This is a genomic window from Stutzerimonas stutzeri (assembly GCF_002890915.1).
Taxonomy (GTDB): domain Bacteria; phylum Pseudomonadota; class Gammaproteobacteria; order Pseudomonadales; family Pseudomonadaceae; genus Stutzerimonas; species Stutzerimonas stutzeri_AF.
The window spans coordinates 255,887-275,277 of sequence record NZ_POUT01000001.1; the positions used below are offsets into that span (position 1 = coordinate 255,887).

17 protein-coding genes and 1 pseudogene are annotated in these 19,391 nt (G+C 67.0%); 12 read left to right on the forward strand and 6 right to left on the reverse strand.

Going from position 1 to position 19,391, the window contains the following annotated elements; translation table 11 throughout:
- Nucleotides 1-81: 81 nt before the first annotated feature.
- Nucleotides 82-1,473: a sigma-54-dependent transcriptional regulator gene (locus tag CXK94_RS01215; RefSeq protein ID WP_102892967.1), complete on the reverse strand. Its 1,392-nt coding sequence runs from the start codon at nucleotides 1,471-1,473 to the stop codon at nucleotides 82-84.
- Entirely contained in the window at nucleotides 1,466-2,950 is a 1,485-nt protein-coding gene (locus CXK94_RS01220; protein WP_102892968.1) for a sensor histidine kinase, read from the reverse strand. Before CXK94_RS01220 ends, CXK94_RS01215 begins: the two co-directional genes overlap by 8 nt.
- 150 nt (nucleotides 2,951-3,100) lie before the next feature.
- On the opposite strand from CXK94_RS01220, the gene CXK94_RS01225 reads away from it, so the two are divergent.
- From CXK94_RS01225 to CXK94_RS01245, 6 genes are all read left to right on the forward strand, one after another.
- Complete coding sequence (locus CXK94_RS01225; RefSeq protein WP_102892969.1) at nucleotides 3,101-3,487, forward strand: DUF4168 domain-containing protein; 387 nt, start codon at nucleotides 3,101-3,103, stop codon at nucleotides 3,485-3,487.
- Nucleotides 3,488-3,686: 199 nt separating this feature from the next.
- Complete coding sequence (locus CXK94_RS01230) at nucleotides 3,687-4,295, forward strand: flavodoxin family protein (protein ID WP_102892970.1); 609 nt, start codon at nucleotides 3,687-3,689, stop codon at nucleotides 4,293-4,295.
- A gap of 276 nt (nucleotides 4,296-4,571) precedes the next feature.
- Complete coding sequence (locus tag CXK94_RS01235) at nucleotides 4,572-5,144, forward strand: antibiotic biosynthesis monooxygenase (RefSeq protein ID WP_102892971.1); 573 nt, start codon at nucleotides 4,572-4,574, stop codon at nucleotides 5,142-5,144.
- A gap of 79 nt (nucleotides 5,145-5,223) precedes the next feature.
- The gene (locus CXK94_RS01240) at nucleotides 5,224-5,931 is read left to right on the forward strand and encodes an NADPH-dependent F420 reductase (RefSeq protein WP_102892972.1); all 708 of its coding nucleotides are present in this window, start codon (nucleotides 5,224-5,226) and stop codon (nucleotides 5,929-5,931) included.
- Between the two features lie 93 nt (nucleotides 5,932-6,024).
- The gene (locus CXK94_RS22560; RefSeq protein WP_256046097.1) at nucleotides 6,025-6,156 is read left to right on the forward strand and encodes a hypothetical protein; all 132 of its coding nucleotides are present in this window, start codon (nucleotides 6,025-6,027) and stop codon (nucleotides 6,154-6,156) included.
- On the forward strand, nucleotides 6,156-7,583 hold the full coding sequence (locus CXK94_RS01245; protein ID WP_102892973.1) for a GMC oxidoreductase: 1,428 nt from the start codon (nucleotides 6,156-6,158) through the stop codon (nucleotides 7,581-7,583). Before CXK94_RS22560 ends, CXK94_RS01245 begins: the two co-directional genes overlap by 1 nt.
- Before the next feature lie 58 nt (nucleotides 7,584-7,641).
- On the opposite strand, the pseudogene tnpC reads toward CXK94_RS01245, so the two are convergent.
- The 3 genes and pseudogenes from tnpC to thiI all read right to left on the reverse strand — a co-directional run.
- Nucleotides 7,642-8,364, reverse strand: a pseudogene (tnpC, locus tag CXK94_RS01250) (IS66 family transposase); the annotation flags it as partial.
- Nucleotides 8,365-8,822: 458 nt separating this feature from the next.
- Nucleotides 8,823-10,643 (reverse strand): translational GTPase TypA, encoded by a 1,821-nt coding sequence (typA, locus tag CXK94_RS01255; protein ID WP_102892974.1) that lies wholly within the window; start codon nucleotides 10,641-10,643, stop codon nucleotides 8,823-8,825.
- Between the two features lie 167 nt (nucleotides 10,644-10,810).
- A complete protein-coding gene (gene thiI, locus CXK94_RS01260; RefSeq protein WP_102892975.1) occupies nucleotides 10,811-12,265 on the reverse strand; it encodes a tRNA uracil 4-sulfurtransferase ThiI in 1,455 nt (484 codons plus the stop codon).
- A gap of 339 nt (nucleotides 12,266-12,604) precedes the next feature.
- Here thiI and glnA point away from each other — a divergent pair, with 339 nt between their 5' ends.
- From glnA to ntrC, 5 genes are all read left to right on the forward strand, one after another.
- The gene (gene glnA, locus CXK94_RS01265; RefSeq protein WP_102892976.1) at nucleotides 12,605-14,008 is read left to right on the forward strand and encodes a glutamate--ammonia ligase; all 1,404 of its coding nucleotides are present in this window, start codon (nucleotides 12,605-12,607) and stop codon (nucleotides 14,006-14,008) included.
- Between the two features lie 288 nt (nucleotides 14,009-14,296).
- Nucleotides 14,297-14,836 carry a DUF4124 domain-containing protein gene (locus tag CXK94_RS01270; RefSeq protein ID WP_102892977.1) on the forward strand — a complete coding sequence of 180 codons (540 nt, stop codon included), beginning with the start codon at nucleotides 14,297-14,299 and terminating at the stop codon, nucleotides 14,834-14,836.
- Nucleotides 14,833-15,456 (forward strand): DUF4124 domain-containing protein, encoded by a 624-nt coding sequence (locus CXK94_RS01275; RefSeq protein WP_102892978.1) that lies wholly within the window; start codon nucleotides 14,833-14,835, stop codon nucleotides 15,454-15,456. The genes CXK94_RS01270 and CXK94_RS01275 overlap by 4 nt, the downstream gene beginning before the upstream one ends.
- A 170-nt stretch (nucleotides 15,457-15,626) precedes the next feature.
- Nucleotides 15,627-16,709, forward strand: a complete 1,083-nt coding sequence (glnL, locus tag CXK94_RS01280) for a nitrogen regulation protein NR(II) (RefSeq protein WP_102892979.1) — start codon at nucleotides 15,627-15,629, stop codon at nucleotides 16,707-16,709.
- Nucleotides 16,706-18,142, forward strand: coding sequence for a nitrogen regulation protein NR(I) (gene ntrC / locus CXK94_RS01285; RefSeq protein WP_037043658.1), 1,437 nt, complete (start codon nucleotides 16,706-16,708; stop codon nucleotides 18,140-18,142). Before glnL ends, ntrC begins: the two co-directional genes overlap by 4 nt.
- A 271-nt stretch (nucleotides 18,143-18,413) precedes the next feature.
- Here the strand turns inward: ntrC and CXK94_RS01290 are convergent, their stop codons facing one another.
- Nucleotides 18,414-18,851, reverse strand: coding sequence for a hypothetical protein (locus tag CXK94_RS01290; protein ID WP_102892980.1), 438 nt, complete (start codon nucleotides 18,849-18,851; stop codon nucleotides 18,414-18,416).
- Here CXK94_RS01290 and CXK94_RS01295 point away from each other — a divergent pair.
- A complete protein-coding gene (locus tag CXK94_RS01295) occupies nucleotides 18,850-19,344 on the forward strand; it encodes a tRNA (cytidine(34)-2'-O)-methyltransferase (RefSeq protein ID WP_102892981.1) in 495 nt (164 codons plus the stop codon). The two genes, CXK94_RS01290 and CXK94_RS01295, sit on opposite strands and share 2 nt — an antisense overlap.
- The last annotated feature ends 47 nt before the right edge of the window (nucleotides 19,345-19,391 follow it).

Consider the following 19,391-nt stretch of genomic DNA (forward strand, 5'->3'; position numbering starts at 1 on the left):
CGCCTCCCATAGAGGGCGGTGTGCACCGGCTGCTTTTGTGGGAGGCCCGACCTCGGGGCGATGCATTTTGCGCTTCAGGCTTCAGGGAGCCTCCTCCCGTTCTCCCAGCCGCCGGTACAGCGTGCGCCGGCCGATGCCCAGCAGCGCCGCGGCGCGACGCTTGTTACCGTCCACCTGCTTGAGCACGTACGCGATATAGCGTCGCTCCAGTTCGTCCAGGGTCGGCAGCAGCGGGCCGTCGCTGAGCCGGGCGAGCAGTTCGCCGCCGGCGTTGCGCGCGCTGTCGTCGCGGTAGCCGGCGATGCGGCTGGGCAGGTGTTCGAGCTCGATGCTGCGGCCCTGGCAGAAGGTGACCGCGCGCTCGATGGCGTTCTGCAGTTCGCGCACGTTGCCGGGAAAGGGGTAGCGGCGCAGCTGTTCGAGCGCCGCGGTGGACAGCCCGCGCACCGGCCGCCCGCTGCGCGCGGCGAAGTGCGCGACGAAGCCGGCGGCGAGCAGTTCCAGGTCCTCCTCGCGCTCGCGCAGCGGCGGGACCTGCAGGATGAAGGTCTCCAGGCGGAAGAACAGGTCCTCGCGGAATGCCTCGCGGCCGGCCGCGGTTTCCAGCGGGCGATTGCTGGCGGCGATGATGCGCACGTCCACCTGCAGCTCGCGTTCGGCGCCCAGCGGGCGGATGCTGCCCTCCTGCAGCACGCGCAGCAGCTTGGCCTGCAACGGCAGCGGCATCTCGCCGATCTCGTCGAGGAACAGCGTGCCGCCATCGGCCTGCTGGAACAGGCCCTTGTGCGCGCGGCTGGCGCCGGTGAAAGCGCCGGCGACATGGCCGAAGAATTCGCTTTCCAGCAGTTCGGCCGGCAGCCCGGCGCAGTTGATCGCCAGGAACGGTCGCTCGGCCCGCGCGCTCTCGGCATGCACCGCGCGCGCCACCAGCTCCTTGCCGGTGCCGCTCTCGCCGATCACCAGCACCGGCCCTTCGGCGCGCGCCAGCTGGCGGATCTGGTCGAACAGCCCGCGCATCACCCGGCTGCGGCCGAGCATGCCGTGGAAGCGGTCGTCGCTGAGCAGTTGCTGGAAGCGCCGCACCTCGTCGCGCAGGCGGCGGGTCTCCAGCGCGCGCGCGACGGCCAGGGCGAAGTGCTCGAGGTCCAGCGGCTTGGTGAGGAATTCGTCGGCGCCCTCCTTGAGCGCTGCCACCGCCTGCTGGATGCTGCCGAACGCGGTGATCACCAGGAACGCCGGCGCCGCCTGCATCGCCTTGACCCGCCGCAGCAGCGCCATGCCGTCGGCACCGGGCAGGCGCAGGTCGCTGACCACCAGCGCCGGCTCCCAGCTTTCCAGTTCGCCGGCGGCCTGTTCCGCGCTGGCCCGTGCGCGCACCTGCAAGCCGCGGTCCTCCAGCTCCTCGACCAGCAACTGGCGCAGGCCGTCGTCGTCCTCGACCAGCAGGACCCGTTCCTGCTGCGCATCACTCATGCTCCTCCTCCTCTTCTTCGCTCAATGGCAGCGCGATGCGAAATGCCGCGCCCGGCAGCCGGCCGTGGACCAGCTCGATGCGCCCGCCGCACTCGCTGACCACGCCGTGGGCGACGGCCAGCCCCAGGCCGCTGCCCTCGCCCACCGGCTTGGTGGTGAAGAATGGCTCGAACAGCGCGCCACGATGCGCCTCGGCGATACCCGGGCCATCGTCCTCGACCTGCAACAGCAGCTGGTCGGCCTGGTGCCACCAACGCAGCCGCACGCGCCCGCCGGGGCTGGCCTGGGCGGCGTTGCGCAGCAGGTTGGTCAGCGCCTGCTCGAAGCGCGGAGGGTCGACCCGGCAATGCAGTGTCTGCGCCGGTGCCTGCAGTTCCAGCGCGACCCGCAATGCCGCCAGCTCGTCGGCCACCGCGGCGGCGGCCGAATGCACCAGCACCTCGGCCGGAACGCGGCGCAGCGGCGAGCCGGCGGCGCGGCCGAAATCCAGCAGCTGGCGGACGATGGCGCTGAGCCGCGCCACCTGCTGGCGGACCTGCAGCAGCGCACGGCGATGCGGCTCACCCAGGTCGTCGTCGCGCAGCACCCGCTGCGCCTTGCCGTCGATCACGCTCAGCGGGCTGCCCAGCTCGTGCGCCACGCCGGCGGCCAGGCGGCCGACCGCGGCCAGTTGCTGGGTCTGGCGCAGGCGCGCCTGCAACGCCTCCTCGCGGGCCTGCTGTTCGGCAACCTGGCGTTCGGCGGCGGCGATGCTGTCGAGCATCGCGTTGAGCGCGCCGGACAGCAGCACGATCTCCTGCGGTCCAGCCGCCGAGGCACGGTGCGCGCGATCGCCCGCCGCCACCCGCGCCATGCTGCTGGTCAACTGCCGCAGGTGCTTGCCCACCGCCGAACGATGGCCGAGCAGGATCACCACCAGCGCCGCGCCGGCCAGCAGGCCGCCGAGCCCACCGGCGATCAGCCGCAGGCGACGGATGTCCTGCTCGAAATCGCCCCAGCGCCGGGTGACCTGCAACAGGCCGTTGATCTGCCCGCCGCTCTCGGCCAGCGGGACGAAGTAGGAATACACCGCACGGCCCCTGATGCGCTGGTACGCGCCGGTCAGCTCGCCGCCGGCGGTGAGCTGCTGGATCGCCGTCTGGTCCTGGTCCGGCTCGACCACCCCGGCGGAGGCGGCCAGGTTGCCGTCGCGGTCGTAGACGTAGGCGCCGTAGACGCGGCCGACGCCGAGTACCGATTCCAGCACCTGCTGCAGGGTGCGTTCGTGGTTCTTCTCCAGGCTGGCGCTCAGCGGCAGGCGAATCGCTCGCGCCACCAGCTCGACCTCGGCCTGCAAGCGCCGCTCGCTATTGCGCTCGACCGTCCACAGCAGCACCGAAGAGAAGCCGAACATGATCGCCAGCAGCGGCACGACGACCTTGAGCAACAGTGCGCCGCGCAGGCTGGATGGCCGCTGCCAGATTGATACATGTGTCATATCGGCACGATACAGGCGCCCTTCCGACGGGTCCACGGCACCCTGACGAGCTGTAAAAAACCTTGTTTATCAAGTTGTTATGCAAATCGATCGAAATTGGCACAGCGCCTGCACCTGACCTGGCGTCTCAATCGAACGCAAGGAATGAACATGACCCAGCCCAACGCCCGTCTCGCTCTCGTCGGCATTTTTTCGCTGTTCCTCGGCCTCGGCGCGCCGCTCGCCCTCGCGCAGGCACCTGCCAAACCGGCGCCCGCCGCACAACCGGCGGCCGGCGCCCAGCAGTTCAGCGACGACAAGCTGGAAGGCTTCGCCAGTTCGCTCGGCGAGATCATGGAGATCCGCGAGGAGTTCACCGGCAAGCTGCAGCGGACCGAGGACGCCACCAAGGCGCGCGAACTGCAGCAGGAAGCCAACGAGCAGATGCTCGGGGTGATCGAAAAGAACGACATCAGCATCGACGAGTACAACGCCATCAACCAGGCGGTACAGACCGACCCGGAGTTGCGCAACCGCGTGATCGCGATGATGAAGTGACCTACCGCTTCTGACCGCAGCGTCCGCGCGGGCCGACAGCACCTGGAAAGCCCCGGCCGACGGCAGTCGGCGGGGCTTTCTCGTCATCACGGGCAACGCGGCCTAGCGGCACCGGCATGCCCGCCCGTCCATCTCCGGCAGAAGGTCCGGCGCCTGCGCGGTCCCAAGCAACATCGTCCCCGCTGACAGGAGCCGCGTCATGTCGCTTTCGGTCTTCGCCCTGAACTGCACACTCAAGCCCTCACCCAACGATTCGTCCTGCGAACTGCTGCTGCGCCAGGCCCTGGGCGCTTTCGCCGAACGGGGCGTCTACGGCGAACTGCTGCGCGCCGCGGACTTCAACATCAAGCCCGGCGTCAGCTCCGACGAGGGCGACGGCGACGACTGGCCGCTGCTGCGCAGCAAGATCCTCGCCGCGGACATCTTCCTGCTCGGCACGCCGATCTGGCTCGGCCATCCATCGAGCGTCTGCCAGCGCGTCCTGGAGCGCCTGGACGCCCTGCTCGGCGAGACGGACGACGTCGGGCGCATGCTCTCCTACGGCACGGTCGCCGGCGTCGCCGTGGTCGGCAACGAAGACGGCGCGCACCATGTCAGCGCGCAGATCTTCCAGGGGCTCAACGATCTCGGCTTTTCGCTGGCGCCCAACGCCGTGACCTACTGGGTCGGCGAGGCCATGCAGGGCACGGATTACAAGGACCTGCCGCAGCCTCCGGAAAAGGTGGCGCAAACCACCCAGACCCTGGCACGCAACAGCATCCACCTGGCGCGCCTGCTGAAGGCTTCGCAGTACCCCGGCGAGGCCTGAGGCCGCCCGGCACGATGCGCGGGCGCTCCCGCGCGCGGCGGCTCGAGGGCACGGCAGGACGACACCCATTGCGGTGCGAACCGCGCTGCTCAACGGGGCATTTTCCCCGTATAGTGGCGCGCCCGCGTCGCCGACCTCCCCAGGAAAGCCAGGCGGGACGGGGCTCTTCGCAAACCGGAACGATCCTCGCATGGCCTTCGTCGCAGCCCACCACCCCGGTGCTGCGTACCGCCGAACGCCCTATCCGGGTCGCCGGCCTGCTGCTGGAGATACACGATGTCTACCGAACCCGTCACCCTGATGGTGGCCCGCCGCGTGCGCGACGGCCGTTATCACGATTTCCTCGCCTGGCTGCACGAAGGCGAACAGCTGGCCGCCGACTTTCCCGGCTACCTCGGCTCCGGCGTGCTCGCCCCGCCGCCGGGCGACGATGAATACCAGATGGTCTTTCGCTTCGTCGACGAACCGACCCTCGACGCCTGGGAGCATTCGGCCTCGCGCCGCACCTGGCTGCAACGCGGCGGCGAACTCTTTGTCCAGCCCCACGAGCACCGCGCCCGCGGTATCGACGCCTGGTTCGGCAATGACGACCGCCTGCCGCCGCGCTGGAAACAGAGCGTGGCGATCTGGCTGGCGTTCTTTCCCGTCTCGCTGCTGTTCCACGCGCTGTTCGGCGGTGCCCTGAGCGAATTGCCGCTGACGCTGCGCATCCTGCTCAGCACCCTGGCGCTGACCCCGTTGATGACGTACCTGTTCATCCCGCTGTCGACCCGCCTGCTCGCGCCCTGGTTGCACAAGCCGGTCCGTGCGCGCTGGCGGCGCGGCAATGCGCCGGTCGCGAGCCGCTGAGCCACCAGCGGCGCTCGAAGAGCACCGTGCGGCAGGGTTGCCTATGCTTTCCCGGTAGCGCTAACCGGAGGATGCCCCGATGAAAGCCCGCCACCGCCTCGCCGCCTGCCTGCTGGGCCTGATACTGGCGCTGGGCGCTGCATGCGGTGTGGCGCAGGAACAGCCGGTGCGCATCGGCATCATCGGCACCGGCAATATCGGCAGCGCCCTGGCCCGGCTCTGGGTGGAGGCCGGGCACTCGGTGATGATCTCCTCGCGCCATCCCGAACGCCTGCAGCCCCTGGCCGACGAGCTGGGCGAGCGCGCCCGCGTCGGCACGGTGCGCGAGGCTGCGGCGCTCGCCGAGGTGATCCTGCTGGCGGTGCCCTACGCCGCCACCCCGCAGGTGGGCCGCGACCACGCCATGGAGCTCAAGGACAAGATCGTGCTGGATGCCGGCAATCCCATCCCCGCACGCGACGGCCCCATGGCCGAGGAAGCTCGCGAGCTGGGCGCCGGACTGGCCTCTCAGCGTTTCCTGCCGGGTGTGCGGCTGGTCCGCGCGTTCAACGCCATCTCGGCCTACAACCTGCGCAGCCAGGCCCATCGCGACGGCGAGCGGCTGGCCATCCCCTTGGCCGGCGATGATGACGAGGCCCTGCGCGTCGCTACGCGGCTGGTCACCGATGCCGGCTTCGATCCGGTGATCGTCGGCCCGTTGAGTAGCGCCAGGCGCTTCGACTACGGCTCCGGCCTTTCGGCGAGGATGCTGACCGCCGCCGAGCTACGCGAAGCGCTGGGGCTGTAGGGCGCGGGGCAGCGGAACTCCCGCCGCTGGCGCTTGCCACACGCCTTGAAACCCGCGCCGATGGTGTGCACCCGCAAAGGCCGGTGAATGAACATGAAAAGACGACGCCTGCTCAAGCTCGGCCTGTTGAACCTGCTGCTGCTCACCGGGCTTCCCGGGGCGCGTGCGCACCTTGCACGCCACGTCGAGCGCGACGGCTGGATCCTGCGCCCGGAAGACGACTGATGAAGGTCAGCGTCGAACAGCTCGCCGGAGCGCCGCCGTTCGACTATTGCATCGTCGGCAGCGGTCCGGCCGGCATCACCCTGGCCCTGGCGCTGGAAGACGCCGGCAAGCGCATCCTGCTGCTCGAAGGCGGCGGCGAATCGCCCTCCGCGGCGGGCCAGGAACTCTATCGTGGCGAAACCCTCGGGCATGTCTACCGGCCGCTGGACAGCTGCCGGATACGTGCCTTCGGCGGCTCGTCGAACGGCTGGGGCGGCTGGTGCCGGCCGCTGGACGCGGTGGATTTCGCAGCCAGGCCGGGCCTGCCCGACAGCGGCTGGCCAATCGACCGCCGCGACCTCGAACCCTATGCGACCCGCGCGGACGAGCTGTTCGGCCTGGGGCCCGCCGAAGACGAACCGCCGCTGCCCGGCGCGCCGCTCAAGCAGAGCCGCTTCCGCTACTCGACGGTGAACTTCGGCCAGCGATACAAGGAGCGCCTGTTCACCTCGGCGAACGTCGCGGTGGCCCTGGATACCAGCCTGCTGGCGATACTGAGCGACGGCACGGCGGTCACCGGCCTGCAGGTGGACGCCGGCGGGAAACGCGGAAGCGTCGCCGCGCGGTGCTACATCCTGGCCACCGGCGGCATCGAGAACAGCCGCCTGCTGCTGTGGAGCAACCAGCTGGCGCAGGGCGTATTGATCAGGCGGCCGGCGACCCTGGGCCGCTACTGGATGGAGCACCCGCACTTCACCCTCGGCGAGACCCTGCTCAGGCAGCGGGCCGGCCTGCATTTCGACGAGAAGAACGTCGGTTTCGTATCCCCCGCGCCGGAACTGATGGCGCGCAAACAGCTGCTCAACTGCGGCTTGCGGATCATCCGCGGCGGCGAGGTCGAGGCGCTCGCCAGCATCCGCCGGCTGGCCCGGGTCGCACCGCGCCTCGCCGCCACCCTGCTGCGCGATTATCGCCAGGGGCAGGGTTACGGGGCGCTGCTGCGCGCCAGCTGGGAACAACGCCCGCGTGCGGAAAACCGCGTCACGCTGGCACCGGATAAGGACCGGCTCGGCATCCCCCGGGTGAGGCTGTACTGGACGCTGGATGACGAGGACAAGCGCAGCGCCCTGGAAAGCGCCCGCTGCCTGGGCCGCTATATCGCCGATTGCGACTTCGGCCGCCTGCGCCTGGAGCACTGGCTGTCCACCGCCGATCCGTTCCCGGACGACGACGAACTCGGCGGCTGCCACCACATGGGCGGCACCCGCATGGCGCGCACGCCGGAACAGGGCATCGTCGACCGCGACTGCAAGGTGTTCGGCCAGCGCAACCTCTATATCGCCGGCTCCTCGGTCTTCCCCAGCGGCGGCTTCGCCAACCCGACCTACACCATCGTGCAGCTGGCGCTGCGCCTGGCCGAGCACCTCGAAAAACGCCGCAACGGGTGAACCCGGCCGGGCAAACGTAAGCGCTCCATAAACCCCGTCCGCCAGACAGAGTTTGTTTTCAGGAAGTCGAGGCAGAAGCCGGCAAGCAGTTCCACGGCAGCAGCGCTTCGTAGTCTTCGACGCTCTGTGCCGCGGGCAGGCGCTCAAGGATATGACGCAGCCAAGCGTAGGGCTCCTGCCCGTTGGCCTTGGCAGTTTCGATCAGGCTGTAGATCTGCGCACTGGCCGTGGCGCCCTTGGGCGTGTCGCTGAACAGCCAGTTCTTACGGCCGATGACGAAGGGGCGGATGGCGTTCTCGGCGCGGTTGTTGTCGATAGGCAGGTGCCCACCTTCGACGTAGCGCACCAGGCGGCTCCAGTTGCTGGCCAGGTAGTTCACCGCCTTGCCCAGGGCCGTCTGCCCGGTGACCTGCGGCTGGGTTTTGTCGAGCCAGGCCTTGAGCTGGTCTAGCAGTGGCTGGCTGCGTTGCTGCCGGGCGGCCAGGCGCTCGCTGTCGTCGGTGTCTTTCAGGTCGCGCTCGATGCCGTAGAGCTTGTTGATCAGGTTCAGCGCCATGTCGGCCCGGCCGGTTTTGCCCTTGGGCTGCACCTTCTGCGCCTCGACGAACTTGCGTCGCGCATGCGCCCAGCAGGCCAGACGTTCGATGCCCTCTTGCGCGGCCACGGCGTTGTAGCCGGCGTAGTCGTCGGTCATCAGGTAGCCGCGATAGCCGTCGAGCAGGCGCAACGGCACCTCCTGCGCGCGGCTGGCCGTGTAGTCGAAGAGGATCACCGGTCGGTTTCCCGATTGCCGGCGGCGCTCTGGTGCACGCTGACGCTGCGCTCGTTGAGGATGTCGTTGCCTGCCAGCAGGCTGACAACACTACAGTGAATACCGCGAGCTGAAGGTAGCGAAGCGAAGTAACAGCCGCCGACTGGCCCGAAAGGGCGAACGCCGCGAGTCAAGAGGAACATCAGCACAGGCAGACCATCCTAGACAGGGCTGACGAACAAGCCTTCGACTTGTTGCGTACAGGCTGCTGTCCGGGGCGATGCTTCAGGCTTTGGGCAGTCCTTCGGCCTGCAATCGCCGCGAGGGCGCGCCCACAGGGGTTCGGCGGTGCTCGCTGCTTTTGTGGGAGGCCCGACCTCGGGGCGATGCGCCACTTGAGTCGCCGGCAAGCAAAAGCCCCGCACGGATCGCTCCGGCGGGGCTTTTGCTTTTTCTTGCAGCTTGAAGCTTGCCGCTTGTAGCTGCCTTTAGACCTTGCTGCGCTCGTAGCGCTTGCGGTCGTTCTCGTTGAGGAACTTCTTGCGCAGGCGGATCGACTTCGGCGTCACTTCCACCAGCTCGTCGTCGGCGATGAATTCCAGCGCCTGCTCGAGGGTGAACTTGATCGGCGGCACCAGGGCAATGACCTCGTCCTTGCCGGAGGCACGCATGTTGTCGAGCTTCTTGCCCTTGGTCGGGTTGAGCACCAGGTCGTTGTCACGGCTGTTGATGCCGCACAGCTGGCCTTCGTAGATCTCGTCGCCCGGCGCCAGGAACAGCTTGCCGCGCGCCTGCAGGGTTTCCAGCGAGTAGGTCAGCGCGGTACCGGTGGCCATGGAGACCAGCACGCCGTTCTGGCGGTTGGTGACTTCGCCGGCCTTGATCGGGCCGTAGTGGCTGAAGGTCGAGGTCAGGATGCCGGTACCCGAGGTCAGGGTCAGGAAGTTGTTGCGGAAGCCGATCAGGCCGCGCGCCGGGATGGTGTATTCCAGGCGCACGCGGCCCTTGCCGTCGGGGATCATGTTGGTCAGATCGCCCTTGCGCAGGCCCATCTGCTCCATCACCGGTCCCTGGTGCTGCTCCTCGATGTCGATGGTGACGTTCTCGTAGGGCTCCTGCTTCTCACCGGCCTCGTTCTCGATGATCACCACTTCCGGACGGCCCACGGCCAGTTCGAAGCCTTCACGACGCATGGTTTCGATCAATACCGAGAGATGCAGCTCGCCGCGACCGGAGACCTTGAACTTCTCCGGGCTGTCGCCCGGCTCGACGCGCAGGGCGACGTTGTGCAGCAGCTCCTTGTCGAGACGATCCTTGATGTTGCGGCTGGTGACGAACTTGCCTTCCTTGCCGGCGAAGGGCGAGTCGTTGACCTGGAAGGTCATGCTCACGGTCGGCTGGTCGACGGTCAGTGGCGGCAGCGCCTCGACGGCGTTCTGGTCGCAGAGGGTGTCGGAGATGTACAGCTCGTCCATGCCGGATACGCAGACGATGTCGCCGGCTTCGGCTTCGGCGACTTCCACGCGCTGCAGACCGGAGTGCCCCATGATCTTCAGGATACGGCCGTTACGCTTCTTGCCGTCGGCGCCGATGGCGGTCACCGGGCTGTTGGCCTTGATGGTGCCGCGAGCGATGCGGCCGATACCGATCACACCGAGGAAGCTGTTGTAGTCCAGCTGGGAGATCTGCATCTGGAACGGACCGTCGAGGTCCACCTTGGGCGCCGGGACATGGTCGATGATGGCCTGGAACAGGGCATCCATGTTGTCGTCCATGTTCTCGTGGTCCATGCCGGCGATGCCGTTCAGGGCGCTGGCGTAGACGATCGGGAAGTCCAGCTGCTCGTCGGTGGCGCCGAGGTTGTCGAACAGGTCGAAGATCTGGTCGATGACCCAGTCCGGACGCGCACCCGGGCGGTCGATCTTGTTCACCACGACGATCGGACGCAGGCCGGCCTTGAACGCCTTCTGGGTCACGAAGCGGGTCTGCGGCATGGGGCCGTCCTGGGCGTCGACCACCAGCAGCACGGAGTCGACCATGCTCATCACGCGCTCGACTTCACCGCCGAAGTCGGCGTGGCCGGGGGTGTCGACGATGTTGATGTTGTAGCCGTTCCACTTCAGCGCGGTGTTCTTGGCCAGGATGGTAATGCCGCGTTCCTTCTCCTGGTCGTTGGAGTCCATCACGCGCTCGTTTTCCGCTTCTTTGCGGTCGAGGGTGCCGGACAGGCGCAGCAGCTTGTCGACGAGGGTGGTCTTGCCATGGTCGACGTGGGCGATGATGGCGATGTTGCGGAGATTCTCGATCACTGATTCGTTTCTCTGTAGATGGCTTCGAGCTCGGACTGGAAGCTTGGGAATAGTCCGGACGACGTCAGGCTGTCCGAGTTGTAACGACTGGGCCTTGCGATCAGCAGCGGTCGGGAGGACGGTGGCGAATGCTGCCACCCAATAGCCCCGGCTGTTTCACCGATGCGTCAGGCCGGACGATAGACGCGAACATTTACATGCCCCTCGCTCAGCAGATGGTGAGCATGCAGGCGGCTCATGACACCTTTGTCGCAATACAGCAGGTACTGGCGGTTTTCATCCAGTTCCTTGAAACGGTTGTTCAGCGCGTAGAACGGCAGCGCCTGTACTTCGATGCCCGGCAGCTCGAGCGGTTCGTCCTCGGCGGCATCGGGGTGACGGATGTCGAGGATGACCTGGCCAGCCATCGCCTCGCGGACTTCCTCGACCCTGATGTCCTGGCCCAGCTCGTCGATCACCCGGTCGATCGGCACCTGGCGGGCATTGGCCAGGGCGCGCTCGAGGATGGCCATGTCGAACTGCTTTTCCTCGTGCTCGACGCGGTAGCGCTTGGCGCGGGTGGTCGGGTTCTTCGAGATCACCCCGCAGTATTCGGGCATGTTCTTGGCGAACTCGGCGGTGCCGATCTGGAAGGCGGTGTCGATGATGTCCTGCTTGTGGCTGGCGATCAGCGGGCGCAGCACCAGCATGTCGGTGGCCGCATCGATCACCGAGAGGTTCGGCAGGGTCTGGCTGGAGACCTGGGAAATCGCCTCGCCGGTGACCAGCGCATCGATGCGCAGGCGCTCGGCGATCGCGGTCGAGGCGCGCAGCATCATGCGCTTCAGGACCACGCCCATCTGGCTGTTGTCGACCTTCTGCAGGATCTCGCCGACCACTTCCTCGAACGGCACGCTGACGAACAGCACGCGGTGCGAGCTGCCGTACTTCTTCCATAGGTAGTGGGCGACTTCCATCACCCCCAGCTCGTGGGCGCGGCCGCCGAGGTTGAAGAAGCAGAAGTGCGTCATCAGCCCGCGGCGCATCATCTGGTAGGCGGCGACGGTGGAATCGAACCCGCCGGACATCAGCACCAGGGTCTGCTCCAGCGCACCCAGCGGGTAGCCGCCGATACCGTCGTGCTGCTGGTGCACGACGAACAGGCGCTGGTCGCGAATCTCCATGCGCACCTCGACTTCCGGCGCCTTCAGCGAGATGCCGGCGGCGCCGCATTGCTGGCGCAGCTGACTGCCGACATGGCGCTCGACGTCCATGGAGCTGAACGGATGCTTGCCGGCACGCTTGCAGCGCACGGCGAAGATCCTGCCCGGCAGGCGCTCGGCGTAGTGCGCCTTGCACTTGGCGACGATGTCGTCCAGATCGCCCAGCGGGTATTCGTGCACCTCCAGGCAATGGGCGATACCCGGCGTGCAACGCAGGCGCTCGATCATCTCGCGCAACAGCTTCGGCTCGCTGAGCGCGGTTTCCACCTCGATGTTGTCCCACACGCCCTCGACCCGCAGCTCGGGATCGAGCTCGCGCAGCACGGTGCGGATGTTCTTCGCCAGCTGGCGAATGAACCCCTTGCGCACCGGCGGGCTCTTGATGGTGATTTCGGGGAAAACCTTGACGATCAGCTTCATGGAAACAGCACGTGCGCCGGCGAGGCATGAAAAGAGGGGCGCGGAGTATAGCGGAAACTGCTCAAGCTTTGACCGATTTTCTCACCAACCCTACAGCGCACCAAAACAATGCCAGCAAGCACATCAATGCACTATTACAGTGCATTACAACGATGCGCATACCGGCTTCTTCATCGAAAAATCGCCGCCACCACACCAAACAGGGCGAATAGTTCCAACAAAGAGCACTGGCATGCAATTTGCTCTCTTGTGAGGCAGGTCGCCTTGGCGGAACATCGCCGCCGGCTTCACCCTGATTCGGAAGCATAACTGTCACGCTTCCACCACTTGGAGAACACCATGTCGAAGTCGCTTCAACTGATCAAAGATTACGATGTGAAGTGGATTGATCTGCGCTTCACCGATACCAAAGGCAAACAGCAGCACGTCACCATGCCGGCCCGTGATGCCGACGATGACTTCTTCGAGTACGGCAAGATGTTCGACGGCTCGTCCATCGCTGGCTGGAAGGGCATCGAAGCCTCCGACATGATCCTGATGCCGGACGACAGCACCGCCGTGCTGGATCCGTTCACCGAAGAGCCGACCCTGATCCTGGTCTGCGACATCATCGAGCCCTCCACCATGCAGGGTTACGATCGCGACCCGCGCGCCATCGCCCGCCGCGCCGAGGAATTCCTCAAGTCCACCGGTATCGGTGACACCGTATTCGTCGGCCCGGAGCCGGAGTTCTTCGTCTTCGACCAGGTGAAGTTCAAGTCCGACATCTCCGGCTCGATGTTCAAGATCTACTCCGAGCAGGCATCCTGGATGACCGACGGCGAGATCGAAGGCGGCAACAAGGGCCACCGTCCGGCCGTCAAGGGCGGTTACTTCCCGGTTCCGCCGGTCGACCACGACCACGAAATCCGCACCGCCATGTGCAACGCCCTGGAAGAAATGGGCCTGGTCGTGGAAGTGCACCACCACGAAGTGGCCACCGCCGGCCAGAACGAGATCGGCGTGAAGTTCAACACCCTGGTGGCCAAGGCCGACGAAGTGCAGACCCTCAAGTACTGCGTACACAACGTCGCCGACGCCTACGGCAAGACCGCCACCTTCATGCCCAAGCCCCTGTACGGCGACAACGGCTCCGGCATGCACGTGCACATGTCCATCTCCAAGGACGGCAAGAACACCTTCGCCGGTGACGGCTATGCCGGCCTGTCCGAGACCGCCCTGTACTTCATCGGCGGCATCATCAAGCACGGCAAGGCGCTGAACGGCTTCACCAACCCGTCGACCAACTCCTACAAGCGTCTGGTCCCGGGCTTCGAAGCGCCGGTCATGCTGGCCTACTCGGCCCGCAACCGCTCCGCCTCGATCCGCATCCCGTACGTCAACAGCCCGAAAGCCCGTCGCATCGAGGCGCGCTTCCCGGACCCGTCGGCCAACCCCTACCTGGCCTTCGCCGCCCTGCTGATGGCCGGCCTGGACGGTATCCAGAACAAGATCCACCCTGGCGATGCCGCCGACAAGAACCTGTACGATCTGCCGCCGGAAGAAGGCAAGCTGATCCCGCAGGTCTGCGGCAGCCTGAAGGAAGCCCTGGAAGAGCTGGACAAGGGCCGCGCCTTCCTGACCAAGGGCGGCGTGTTCTCCGACGACTTCATCGATGCCTACATCGAGCTGAAGGCGGAAGAAGAGATCAAGGTGCGCACCTTCGTGCACCCGCTGGAATACGACCTGTACTACAGCGTCTAAGCCGCTAAGCGCGACAAGAAGGCCACCCTCGGGTGGCCTTTTTCGTTTTCGCGTCCCCTCCTCCACATGGTTATGCATGGTTCGGCCATGGCGTGTTGCGAACCTCGTTCGGCGGGTTGCAACCCGCCCTACGCCAAGCCGGGGCTCCGTGCAAACCGTAGGGCGGGTGAAACCCGCGCGGCCAGGATGAGGCCGCAGCTTGTCGCCGCTCGCAATTCCCACCGATCGGACTTGCCGGCAGCCCCGCACGGTGCAAGGCTTCCAGCACCTACCACCGCGGAGCTCCCCATGCGTAGCGCATTGTTCGGCCTGCTGTTGATCCTGACCGTCCCGGCCAGCGCCGAGATCTACAAATACACCGACGAGCACGGCAATACCGTGTTCACCAACCAGCCTCCGGAAGGCATCCAGGCCGATACCGTCGAACTACCACCGGCCAATACCGTGAATATCCGCACCCCCGAGCCACCGCCGCCGCTGCCCGGCGAGCAGCCGGCCAGCCAGGCGCCCTACCAGACACTGACGGTCACCGGCATCCCGGACGCAGAAGCACTGCGCGCCAACAACGGCAGCTTCGTCGTCGGCGCCCGCCTGGTGCCACCGCTGCAGCGCGGCCACACCCTGCGCTTCCTGCTCGACGGCATCCCCCAGGCCGCCGCCGGCAGCGACACCTCGCTGCAGCTGAATAATGTCGAGCGCGGCGAACACCGCCTGCAGGTCGAAGTGCTCAGCGGCGAACGGGTCATCCAGCGCAGCGAGCCGGAATACTTCACCGTGCAGCGCGTGCACACCTCCAGCCCGGCCCTCCGCCCCAGGCCGGCACCATGAGCCGCTGGCTGGCGGCCGCGCTACTGGTCATCGCGCTGCCGACGGCCGCCCAGGTCTACACCTATATAGATGCCGAGGGGAACCGCGTCTTCACCGATCGCCCGGCCGGCCAGGCGGCCGAACAGGTCCGCCTGAAACCCGGCAACAGCATGCCGGCACCACCCATCCCCACGCGCCAGGCCGCAAAGCCCGAGCCAGTCGAGGCCGAGGTCGTCGTCGCCTACCAGTTGCACATCCTCAGCCCGGTCGCGGACGAGACGATCCGCGACAACGCCGGCACGGTCAGTGTCACCTTCCAGAGCGAGCCCGCCCTGCAGCCCGGGCATGCCTACCAGTTGCTGCTCGACGAACAGCCCCTTGGCACACCGGCCAGCCAGTCACCCATCGTACTGAGCAATGTCGATCGCGGCACGCATCGGCTCGCGATGGCAGTCGTTGACGAGCAGGCCCGCATCCTGCAGCGCACCGCGAGCCAGCCATTCCACCTGATACGCACCTCGCTGGCCCAGCGGCGCATGGCCAAGCCCTGCCAGAAGGGCGACTACGGCGTGCGTCCGGAATGCCCGCTCAAGGATAAACCGCCGGAAAAACGCGACATCCCCTTCGTGCCCTTTCTATGATCAAGGTACGCACCTGTTTGGTGCGCACAATTGGCATCAATACCGTTCGTCACCATTTTGGTTCACCGGCCAGGCTGCCCGATGCCGGAAACATACCGCCCCGCGCCCGAATGGCGCGCCTTGGTTTGGTTCTTGCATTTCCTGTCTGACCTTCCGGATGCAGACCAGCCATGATCAACGAAGCCCTGCAACGCCTGCTGATCGAGAACCTGACTACCGCGACGCTGCTGCTCAATTCGCGCTTGCGCCTGGAATACATGAACCCGGCCGCCGAGATGCTGCTGGCCGTCAGCGGCCAGCGCAGCCACGGCCAGTTCATCAGCGAACTGTTCACCGAGTCGCCGGAGGCCCTGGCCGCGCTGCGTCAGGCCGTGGAAGAAGCCCACCCCTTCACCAAGCGCGAGGCGACGCTGACCTCGGCCACCGGCCAGAGCCTGACCGTGGACTATGCCGTGACCCCGGTGCTGACCCGCCAGGAGACCATGCTGCTGCTGGAAGTGCTGCCGCGCGACCGCCTGCTGCGCATCACCAAGGAAGAGGCGCAGCTGTCCAAGCAGGAAACCACCAAGATGCTGGTGCGCGGCCTCGCCCATGAGATCAAGAACCCCCTGGGCGGCATCCGCGGCGCCGCCCAGCTGCTGGCGCGCGAACTGCCCGACGAGCACCTGCAGGACTACACCGAGGTCATCATCGAGGAGGCCGACCGGCTGCGCAATCTGGTCGACCGCATGCTCGGCTCGAACAAGCTACCCTCGCTGGAGATGACCAACATCCACGAGGTGCTGGAACACGTCGCCAGCCTGATCGAAGCGGAATGCCAGGGAAGCATCATTTTGGTGCGCGACTACGACCCGAGCATTCCCGAAGTGCTGATGGACCGCGAGCAGATGATCCAGGCCGTGCTCAATATCATGCGCAACGCCATGCAGGCGCTTTCCGGCCAGACCGAACTGGGCCTCGGCCGCCTGACCCTGCGCACCCGCACGCTGCGCCAGTTCACCATCGGGCATATCCGCCATCGCCTGGTGGCGCGTATCGAAATCATCGACAACGGCCCGGGCATCCCGGCCGAACTGCAGAACACGCTCTTCTACCCCATGGTCAGCGGGCGGCCCGACGGAACCGGCCTCGGCCTGGCCATCACCCAGAACATCATCAGTCAGCACCAGGGCCTGATCGAGTGCGAGAGCCACCCCGGCCACACCGCGTTCTCGATCTTCCTGCCACTGGAACAAGGAGCCCCAACAGCATGAGCCGAAGCGAAAACGTCTGGATCGTCGACGACGATCGCTCCATCCGCTGGGTCCTGGAAAAGGCCCTGCAGCAGGAAGGCATGGCCACGCAGAGCTTCGACAGCGCCGACGGCGTGCTCGCCCGGCTGGCGCGCCAGCAGCCGGACGTGATCATTTCCGACATCCGCATGCCCGGCCTCAGCGGCCTGGACCTGCTGTCGCAGATCCGCGAGCAGTATCCGCGCCTGCCGGTGATCATCATGACCGCGCATTCGGACCTCGACAGCGCGGTGGCCTCCTACCAGGGCGGCGCCTTCGAGTACCTGCCCAAGCCGTTCGACGTCGACGACGCGGTGTCGCTGGTCAAGCGCGCCAACCAGCACGCGCAGGAACAGTTGCAGCTCAAGGAGCCGGCCAACCACCACCACACGCCGGAGATCATCGGCGAGGCGCCGGCGATGCAGGAGGTGTTCCGCGCCATCGGTCGCCTCAGCCATTCCAACATCACCGTGCTGATCAATGGCGAATCGGGCACCGGCAAGGAGCTGGTGGCGCATGCCCTGCACCGCCACAGCCCGCGCTCGGCCTCGCCGTTCATCGCGCTGAACATGGCGGCGATCCCCAAGGACCTGATGGAATCGGAACTGTTCGGCCACGAGAAAGGCGCCTTCACCGGCGCCGCCAGCCAGCGCCGCGGCCGCTTCGAGCAGGCCGACGGCGGCACGCTGTTCCTCGACGAGATCGGCGACATGCCGGCCGACACCCAGACCCGCCTGCTGCGCGTGCTGGCCGACGGCGAGTTCTACCGGGTCGGCGGCCACACCCCGGTGCGGGTCGACGTGCGCATCATCGCCGCGACCCACCAGGACCTGGAAACCCTGGTGCAGGCCGGCAAGTTCCGCGAGGACCTGTTCCACCGCCTGAACGTCATCCGCATCCACATCCCGCGCCTGGCCGACCGCCGCGAGGACATCCCGGCGCTGGCCGAGCACTTCCTCGCCAGCGCCGCGCAGGAACTGGCGGTCGAGACCAAGGTGCTCAAGCCGGAGACCAAGGAATACCTGCAGCACCTGCCCTGGCCGGGCAACGTGCGCCAACTGGAGAACACCTGCCGCTGGATCACCGTGATGGCGTCCGGCCGCGAGGTGCACGTCAGCGACCTGCCGCCGGAGCTGCTCAGCCAGCAGGCCGACGCACAGCCGGCGAACAACTGGGAACAGGCCCTGCGCAACTGGTCCGACCAGGCCCTGGCGCGCGGCCAGTCCAGCCTGCTCGACGAAGCGGTGCCGGCCTTCGAACGGATCATGATCGAGACCGCCCTCAAGCACACCGCCGGCCGCCGCCGCGACGCCGCCCTGCTGCTGGGCTGGGGCCGCAACACCCTGACGCGCAAGATCAAGGAACTGGGCATGCGCGTCGACGGCAATGACGACGACGAGGGCGACGACGGCTGAGCCGCCGCCCTCCATGCTCCCCATCCTTGCGAAGGAGCGCCGAGACGAAGCCCAACACGTGCGGGGCCTGTATCTGTTGGGCTTCGCTGCACTCAGCGCCAACCTACCCGGGTATCGATCACGCATGGGCAGCAGGCTGGCGCGGGGCGCGGAGGGCGGGCGAAGGAGCGTAGGGTGGAAAACTCGCGAAGCGATTTTCCACGCGGGCGTGCAGCGATACGCCTCGAGAAATCCGGCAGCGCATCCGCGTGGATGGCTTCGGCCATCCACCCTACGGCGTCACCCGCACGTCGAGGCGCCAGCCGCCGGCTTCGGCCTGCCCGGCCCACTCCCCCCGCAACGGGCGGGCCGCCACCAGGTGCAGGAGCAGGCCTTTGGCGGTGTGCTGCAGCCGCCAGCCGACCCGCGTGCCATCGACCTGCAACTGGCCGGACTGTGCCTCACCCTGCGCCTGCAACAGCAGGGCGAAGGCGCCTTCGAGGTGCTCGTCGTAGAGCTCGGGCTGGCGATCGAACCACAGCGTAAGCCCTCCTGCCTGCTCCTCGATGCGCTCCAGCTGCACCGGCCCCGGCGCGGTGAGCCGGCCGATCATCGCGCCCAGCAGCAGCCCGATCAGCACCAGTGAGGCGAAAAAGCGCCGCCGCAGGCGCGGCCGCGGATCGTCCGGCACAGTAGAATGTCGCTCGTCTTCCGCCTCGGTGCCACGCATGTTCCACGTCATCCTGTTCCAACCGGAGATCCCTCCGAATACCGGCAACATTATCAGGCTCTGCGCCAACACCGGCTGCAACCTGCACCTGATCGAACCGCTGGGGTACGAACTGGACGACAAGCGCCTGCGCCGCGCCGGCCTGGACTACCACGAATACGCCAGCCTCGCGCGGCACGCCGACCTGGACAGCTGCCTGCGCCAGCTCGGCATCGCGCCGCCGGGCAGCCCGGCCGAGCCCGGCGCGCCGCGCCTGTTCGCCTTCACCACCAAGGGCTCGCAACCGTTCCATGAAGTGCGCTACCGCCGCGGCGACGCCTTCCTGTTCGGCCCGGAAAGCCGCGGCCTGCCGGCGCAGATCCGCAACGCCCTGCCTGCCGACCGGCGCCTGCGCCTGCCGATGCGCCCCGACAGCCGCAGCCTGAATCTCTCCAACACCGTGGCGGTCGCGGTCTACGAGGCCTGGCGCCAGCTCGACTTCGCCATGGACTGAAGAGCCTACCGCACGCGGCCTGCACGCCGATGGTCGTACGGCGTTGA

Coding starts and splice junctions, on each gene's coding strand:
- CXK94_RS01215 (WP_102892967.1), bottom strand. CDS start 1,473: ATGAGTGATGCGCAGCAGGAACGGGTCCTGCTGGTCGAGGACGACGAC.
- CXK94_RS01220 (WP_102892968.1), bottom strand. CDS start 2,950: ATGACACATGTATCAATCTGGCAGCGGCCATCCAGCCTGCGCGGCGCA.
- CXK94_RS01225 (WP_102892969.1), top strand. CDS start 3,101: ATGACCCAGCCCAACGCCCGTCTCGCTCTCGTCGGCATTTTTTCGCTG.
- CXK94_RS01230 (WP_102892970.1), top strand. CDS start 3,687: ATGTCGCTTTCGGTCTTCGCCCTGAACTGCACACTCAAGCCCTCACCC.
- CXK94_RS01235 (WP_102892971.1), top strand. CDS start 4,572: ATGTCTACCGAACCCGTCACCCTGATGGTGGCCCGCCGCGTGCGCGAC.
- CXK94_RS01240 (WP_102892972.1), top strand. CDS start 5,224: ATGAAAGCCCGCCACCGCCTCGCCGCCTGCCTGCTGGGCCTGATACTG.
- CXK94_RS22560 (WP_256046097.1), top strand. CDS start 6,025: ATGAAAAGACGACGCCTGCTCAAGCTCGGCCTGTTGAACCTGCTGCTG.
- CXK94_RS01245 (WP_102892973.1), top strand. CDS start 6,156: ATGAAGGTCAGCGTCGAACAGCTCGCCGGAGCGCCGCCGTTCGACTAT.
- thiI (WP_102892975.1), bottom strand. CDS start 12,265: ATGAAGCTGATCGTCAAGGTTTTCCCCGAAATCACCATCAAGAGCCCG.
- glnA (WP_102892976.1), top strand. CDS start 12,605: ATGTCGAAGTCGCTTCAACTGATCAAAGATTACGATGTGAAGTGGATT.
- CXK94_RS01270 (WP_102892977.1), top strand. CDS start 14,297: ATGCGTAGCGCATTGTTCGGCCTGCTGTTGATCCTGACCGTCCCGGCC.
- CXK94_RS01275 (WP_102892978.1), top strand. CDS start 14,833: ATGAGCCGCTGGCTGGCGGCCGCGCTACTGGTCATCGCGCTGCCGACG.
- glnL (WP_102892979.1), top strand. CDS start 15,627: ATGATCAACGAAGCCCTGCAACGCCTGCTGATCGAGAACCTGACTACC.
- ntrC (WP_037043658.1), top strand. CDS start 16,706: ATGAGCCGAAGCGAAAACGTCTGGATCGTCGACGACGATCGCTCCATC.
- CXK94_RS01295 (WP_102892981.1), top strand. CDS start 18,850: ATGTTCCACGTCATCCTGTTCCAACCGGAGATCCCTCCGAATACCGGC.
- CXK94_RS01290 (WP_102892980.1), bottom strand. CDS start 18,851: ATGCGTGGCACCGAGGCGGAAGACGAGCGACATTCTACTGTGCCGGAC.